Annotated in this window: 6 protein-coding genes; all 6 read right to left on the bottom strand. The window is 65.9% G+C overall.

Annotation, left to right across the window (positions count from 1 at the left end; translation table 11 throughout):
- Entirely contained in the window at nucleotides 1-279 is a 279-nt protein-coding gene (locus tag GTP90_RS23635) for a BrnT family toxin (RefSeq protein WP_161085835.1), read from the bottom strand.
- Nucleotides 280-368: 89 nt separating this feature from the next.
- A complete protein-coding gene (trpA, locus tag GTP90_RS23640; protein WP_161085836.1) occupies nucleotides 369-1,166 on the bottom strand; it encodes a tryptophan synthase subunit alpha in 798 nt (265 codons plus the stop codon).
- 92 nt (nucleotides 1,167-1,258) lie between these two features.
- A complete protein-coding gene (trpB, locus tag GTP90_RS23645) occupies nucleotides 1,259-2,512 on the bottom strand; it encodes a tryptophan synthase subunit beta (RefSeq protein WP_254452015.1) in 1,254 nt (417 codons plus the stop codon).
- Nucleotides 2,457-3,170, bottom strand: a complete 714-nt coding sequence (locus GTP90_RS23650; protein WP_161085841.1) for a phosphoribosylanthranilate isomerase — start codon at nucleotides 3,168-3,170, stop codon at nucleotides 2,457-2,459. Before GTP90_RS23650 ends, trpB begins: the two co-directional genes overlap by 56 nt.
- Before the next feature lie 6 nt (nucleotides 3,171-3,176).
- Nucleotides 3,177-3,980 carry a tRNA pseudouridine(38-40) synthase TruA gene (gene truA, locus GTP90_RS23655; RefSeq protein WP_161085837.1) on the bottom strand — a complete coding sequence of 268 codons (804 nt, stop codon included), beginning with the start codon at nucleotides 3,978-3,980 and terminating at the stop codon, nucleotides 3,177-3,179.
- A 48-nt stretch (nucleotides 3,981-4,028) separates the two neighbouring features.
- Nucleotides 4,029-6,271 (bottom strand): motility hub landmark protein FimV (locus tag GTP90_RS23660; RefSeq protein WP_161085838.1); only part of this gene is annotated, 2,243 nt, incomplete at its 5' end.

The following is a 6,271-nucleotide window of genomic DNA, read 5'->3' on the forward strand; positions in this document are numbered from 1 at the left end:
TCAGTCCTCCAAATACTGTTTCTTCTCTGATTTAGATGCTCGTCTAGCTGAAATGATGCGAACCCGGTCGTCGCTTGGGAAGCAGTAACTAATCAACAATAGAATATTGCGACGTCGACTTTGGGCTAATAGCTGGTAACGGTCTTCGAAAACAGCATGCTCAGAATCGAACCACGATTTGGCATGCGGATCTCGGAACGCGTCTTGAGCGTCCTCGAAACTCACCCCATGCTTGCGCAGGTTGGCGGTGGCTTTGCGGGGATCCCATTCGAAACGCACGACCGCTCCCCTTCAACATAGTCAGTACTTAACTATGTATCAAGGTGAGCGGTCGGGATTTGAGGCCAGCCAAGACGGCCGGCGGGGGATTACGCGTCGAGGGCGGCGCGGATGCCGCTGACGAAGGTTTGCACGGCGGCCACGGCGCCGTCCTTGCCGGCGCTCTCGATTTCCTGGATGACGCGGCTGCCGATGACCACCGCGTCAGCCACCTCGGCCACGGCGCGCGCGGTGGCGCCGTCGCGGATGCCGAAGCCTACGCCGATCGGCAACTGCACGTGCTTGCGGATCGCCGTCAGACGCTCCGCCACTTCCACCGTGTCGATGTTGCCGGCGCCCGTCACACCCTTCAGCGAGACGTAGTAGCTGAAGCCGCCACCCACCTTGGCCACTTGCGCGATGCGCTGCTCGGTCGAGGTCGGCGCCAGCAGGAAGATCAGGTCCAGTTCGGCGGCGCGCATGGCGGCCGCGAACGCTTCACACTCTTCCGGCGGGTAGTCGACCACGATGGCGCCGTCCGCCCCCACCGCCTTGGACTCCGCGATGAAAGCGGCCACGCCGATGCGCTCGATCGGATTGGCATAGCCCATCAGCACCACCGGCGTGGTCTGGTTGGTCTTGCGGAATTCCGCCACGTAGCCGAACACGTCGTGGATGCCGACGCCGTTGGCCAGCGCCCGCTCGCAGGCGCGCTGGATCACCGGGCCTTCGGCCATCGGATCGGAAAACGGCACGCCGAGTTCCAAGATATCGGCGCCGCCCGCCACCAGGGCGTGCATCAGCGGCACCGTCAGTTCCGGCGACGGATCGCCGGCGGTGATGAAAGTGATGAGCGCGGTTTTTTTGTGCGCCTTCAGGGCGCTGAAAGTTGCTGCGATTTTGGACATGGATTTTCCCTAAGTTGAATGTCGAACCGTCGTTCCCGCGCAGGCGGGAACCCATACTCAGCATGGATCCCCGCTTGCGCGGGGACGACGCGTCAGCTGAAATTCAGCCCCATACGTTCTGCCACCGTATGCATGTCCTTGTCGCCCCGGCCCGACAGGTTGGCCAAAATGATTTTATCCTTGGGCAAAGTCGCCGCCAGCTTGGCCGCGTACGCCAGCGCGTGCGACGATTCCAGCGCCGGGATGATGCCTTCGATATGGCAGCAGTCGTGGAAGGCCTTGAGCGCCTCCTCGTCCGTGATCGACACGTACTCGGCCCGGCCGCTGTCCTTCAGGTAGGCATGCTCCGGCCCGACGCCCGGATAGTCCAGGCCGGCCGACACCGAATGCGTCTCGATGATCTGGCCGTTCTGGTCCTGCAGCAGATAGGTGCGGTTGCCGTGCAGGACGCCCGGATAGCCCTTGGTCAGCGACGCCGCATGCTTATCGCCGTCCAGCCCCTCGCCCGCCGCCTCGACGCCGATCAGGCGCACCTGCTTCTGGTCGATATAAGGATAGAAAATGCCCATGGCGTTGGAACCGCCGCCGATGCAGGCCACCACGCAGTCCGGCTGGCGACCGGTCATCTCGGGCATCTGCACCAGGCACTCCTCGCCGATCACCGACTGGAAGTCGCGCACCAGCATCGGGTAAGGATGCGGCCCGGCCACGGTGCCGATGATGTAGAAGGTGTTTTCAATGTTGGTGACCCAGTCGCGCATCGCCTCGTTGAGCGCGTCCTTCAAGGTCTTGGAACCGGACTCCACCGGCACCACGGTCGCGCCCAGCAGCTTCATGCGGTAGACGTTCTGCGCCTGGCGCTTGACGTCCTCGCTGCCCATGTAGACCACGCACTCCAGCCCGAAGCGGGCGCAGATGGTGGCGGTGGCGACGCCGTGCTGGCCGGCGCCGGTCTCGGCGATGATGCGCGGCTTGCCCATGCGCTTGGCCAGCAGGGCCTGGCCGATGACGTTGTTGATCTTGTGGGCGCCGGTGTGGTTCAGGTCTTCGCGCTTGAAGTAGATCTGCGCGCCGCCTGCCAGGTCGGACCAGCGCTTGGCGTGGTAGATCGGCGAAGGACGGCCGACAAAGTGCTTGAGCTCGTAACGAAACTCGTCGAGGAACTCGGGATCCTTGCTGTAGCGCTCGTAGGCTGCGTTGAGCTCGGCCAGCGCGTAGGTCAGGGTTTCGGCGACAAAGGCGCCGCCGTAGGGGCCGAAGTGGCCCTTGGTGTCGGGAAGGTTGTAGTCTTTAGCGTGGAACAGCGGCTTCGCCGGGGCGTTCATCATGGTGGGTCTCGCTTTCATTCATGGTATCTCCGGCCCGCACCGCCGCGACAAAGTCGGCGATCTTGCGGGCGTCCTTGATGCCCTTGGCCGCTTCGACACCACTGCTGATGTCCACGGCGTAGGGGCGTACACGTGCCACCGCGTCAGTCGCGTTGTGTACGCTCAAGCCACCACTTAAAACGACCCGAGGCGCGAGATCTTTTGGAATGAGAGACCAATCAAAACCCTTTCCTGCACCGCCATAGGCATCCACATAGGTATCCAGCAACAGGCTGGTGAACAAGGGACTGGCGGCGCGGTATCGCTGCTCGTATTCTAGCAAATCGGACGGATGTGTGTCAGGTTTGACGCGGAACACGCGCATGAACTGTCGCCCGGCCGCCGCGGCGATGGCGGCGGACTGCGCCACCGTCTCGTCGCCGTGCAGCTGGATCAGCGAAATCGGCGCCACCTTGCACGTGGCCGCCACCTCTTCCGGCGTGGCGTTGACGAACAGGCCGGTGCAGGTGACGAACGGCGGCACCGCGCGGATCAGCTCGGCTGCCTGCCCAGGCGTCACGTAGCGCGGGCTCTTGGGATAGAACACGAAGCCGATCGCGTCGGCGCCCGCCGCGACGGCGGCTTGCACATCTTCCACACGGGTCAGGCCGCAGATTTTGATACGGGTGCGCATGATGCTCCTTTAGAACCAGGGGAGCGCGCTGGTGGTTTCCAGCGGCAATTCCCATTTGGGGTCATAGTCGATCTTGGCCAGGTACAGGCCGTCCGGCATGAAGGTCGGCGCGGCGGCGTGGCGGTCCCTGGTTTCCAGCAGGTGGCCCAGCCACTCCGGCTTCTCGCGGCCGGTGCCGATGTAGACCAGCGAGCCGACCAGGTTGCGCACCATATGGTGCAGGAAGGCGTTGGCGGTGATGGTGAACACCACCAGTTCGCCGTGGCGCTTGATCTGGATGTCGTGCATCAGCTTGACCGGCGACTTGGCCTGGCACTGCGCGGCGCGGAAGGCGGTGAAGTCGTGCCAGCCGATCAGCGGCGGGATGGCCTGGCGCATCAGCTCCACGTCCAGCGGGCGGAAGCAGAAGCCGGCCCGCCCTTCCAGCAGCGGCGAGCGGGTCGGATTGTTGTACAGCACGTAGTGATAGGTGCGGGCGCGGGCGCTGAAGCGGGCGTGGAAGAAATCATTGACGCCGGGGTCGCCCTCCAGCTCCTTGGCCCAGCGCACGGCGATCGACGGCGGCAGGAAGGCGTTGACGCCACGCACCCAGGAATGGGTGTCGCGGTTCAGGTCGGTGTCGAAGTGGACCACCTGTTCCAGCGCGTGCACGCCGGTGTCGGTGCGGCCGGCGCACGTGGTGGCCAGCGGCACCCTGGCGAATTTCTCCAGCGCCTGTTCCAGCTTGTCCTGGACCGTGTGGCCGTCCGCCTGTTTCTGGTAGCCGTTCCACGCGGTTCCGTCGTACTGGACGCCGATTGCTATCCGTTTCAATTGCTGCCCGATGTAATGTCAGAGTCAGCCATTATATACGGAGCGGGATTACCCCAATTGGGCGCGCATCGCGTTGGCCTTGGCGATCTGGTCGTCGCTGCCGCCGCGCAGCACTTCGTCCAGCAGCTCGCGCGCGCCTTCCTTGTCGCCGATTTCCTGGTAGGCCACCGCCAGGTCCAGCTTGGTGTCCATTTCCATGTGGTGGGCCGACAGGGTGTCGTCGCGCACGTGGGCGGGCGCGGCATCGGCAGCAGGGGCAGCGGCGCCGCCCAGCGCGCTGTCCAGGTCGAGGTCGATGCCGGAGAGGTCGAACTCCTGCGCGGCCGGGGCTGGCGCGGGGGTGACTTCTTCCGTAGCGTGCAGCGCGTCGGCGAAGTCGCCGGCATCCAGCTCGGTTTCGGGCGCCGGCGCGGGGACGGCCGGCACTTCCGGAATTTCAAAATTCATCAGGTCCAGGTCCAGCGGATCGCTGCTGGCCGATGGCAGTGCCGGCGCGACCGTCTCGGCCGGCAGGTCCAGGCCGAAGTCCATGCCCAGGTCTTCCGCCGGAGCTGGAGCTGGAGCCGGGGCCGGGGCCGGGGGCGCGGCAGGTGCGTCGAAGGCCAGGTTGAAGTCGTCTTCCGGCATCGCGGCCGGCTCGGCCGGGGCCGGTGCCGGAGCGGGCGCGGCGGCAGGCTCGAAGCTCAGGCCGCCCAGGTCGAAGTCCATCAGGTTGTCGGATTCCGCCGCCACCGAGGCTGGCGACACGGCGGCGTCGGCCGCCTGCGGCAAGGCCGTTTCCATGTCGCTGCCGAAGTCCATCAGGTTGCTGTCGCTGGCGGCGGCGGCAGGCGCGTCGAAGCCCAGGTCCAGGTCGAGGCCGCCGGAGGCGGAAACGGGAGCGGGCGCGGGCGCCGGGGCGTTGAAGTCGTTGGTGAAGTCGGCGGCGCTGAACGCCGCCGCGCCGGCCGCAGCCGCCGCAACGGCAGGCGCGACAGCGAAGGAGGATGCGGCGTCGGCCTCGCCCGGGGACGCATGGCCTTCGGCGTACAACGGATTGCCCGGGTCCAGCGTCTGGCCCATGGCGGCCGCTTGCGCCCATTCGTCGCCTTGGCCGCGCGTCATCGAATACAGCTCGGATGCCTGGCTCTCGAAGGAGCGCGCGTCCTTGCGGGCAACGTAGATTTCCAGCAGCTTCAGGCGCACGGCATGGCGTTCCGGATGGCTGCGCAATGCTTCCTTGAGGATTTCTTCGGCCTGGGCGTCGCGGCCGTAGGCGATGTAGACGTCGGCTTCCGCCACCGGATCGACCTCATTGGTGTCGAGCTGGCTGGCCGACGGCGCGAAGTTGGAATTGAATACGCTGTTGTTGGTGTCGACGCTCTGGCCGCCGGCATCGGCGATCAGCGCCTGCGATGGAATCGCGGTGTCGCCCAGGATGCTGGTCTCTTCCTTCGGCACGGCGAACTGCTTGCGGCGGCGCGAGGCGATCAGCGCGCCGGCGCCGGCCAGCAGGGCCGCGGCGGCCAGACCCACGTATTGCAGGTTGTCCATCAGCGTCTCAAACAGGCTCGGCTCCAGTTTCTTCGGCGGGATCACCAGCGTGCGCTTGGGCTTGGGCGGCGCCGAGGCCTCGACCGGGGCCGATGCCTGCATCGATGCCGAGGCGGAAGCCGGGGCGTTCGCCGTCTGCGCGGCCGCCTTGTTCTTGACCGCCATCAGGTTTTCCAGGTCGCGGGTGTTCTTCTCCAGCTCCTTGATGCGGGCCGCGGACTCTTCCTGCTCCTTCTGGCGCGCGATCTTGTCCTCCACCGCCATGCCGGTCTTGCCCTCCACCGGCGTGCTGGCGGTTGATTTCGACAGCGTCAGCTTGTCCTTGGCGGTGTTGGCCGCGTTCGGCTTTTCCTCGACCTTGGCGGTGATCTTGCCCGACGCGTTCTGTGCAACTTCCGGCTCCTTGGCCGGCGTGCTGTTGGCCACCTGCCCGGCCAGCTTGGCGCGGTAGGCGTTGAAGTCGACCGCGTGCGCCACCACCACGCCGCGCGCCTCGCCTTCCGGCGCGGTGCTGCGGATGGTGTCGGCGTCCGGCACGGCCAGGATGTGGCCCGACTTCAGGCGGTTCATATTGTTGCCGGAGAAGGCTTCCGGATTGGCGCGGTACAGCGCCACCAGCATCATGTCCAGCGACACGTCGACCGGCTTGACCTGGCTGGCGATGCGGGTCAGGTTGTCGCCGGCCTTGACGGTGTACTCGGTGGCAGCCTGCCTGGCCGGCGCGCGCTGCGCCACCGGTGCGGATGGCGCAGCGCGCG

It is taken from the genome of Duganella vulcania (assembly GCF_009857655.1).
In the GTDB taxonomy this organism is placed as follows: Bacteria; Pseudomonadota; Gammaproteobacteria; order Burkholderiales; family Burkholderiaceae_D; genus Rugamonas; species Rugamonas vulcania.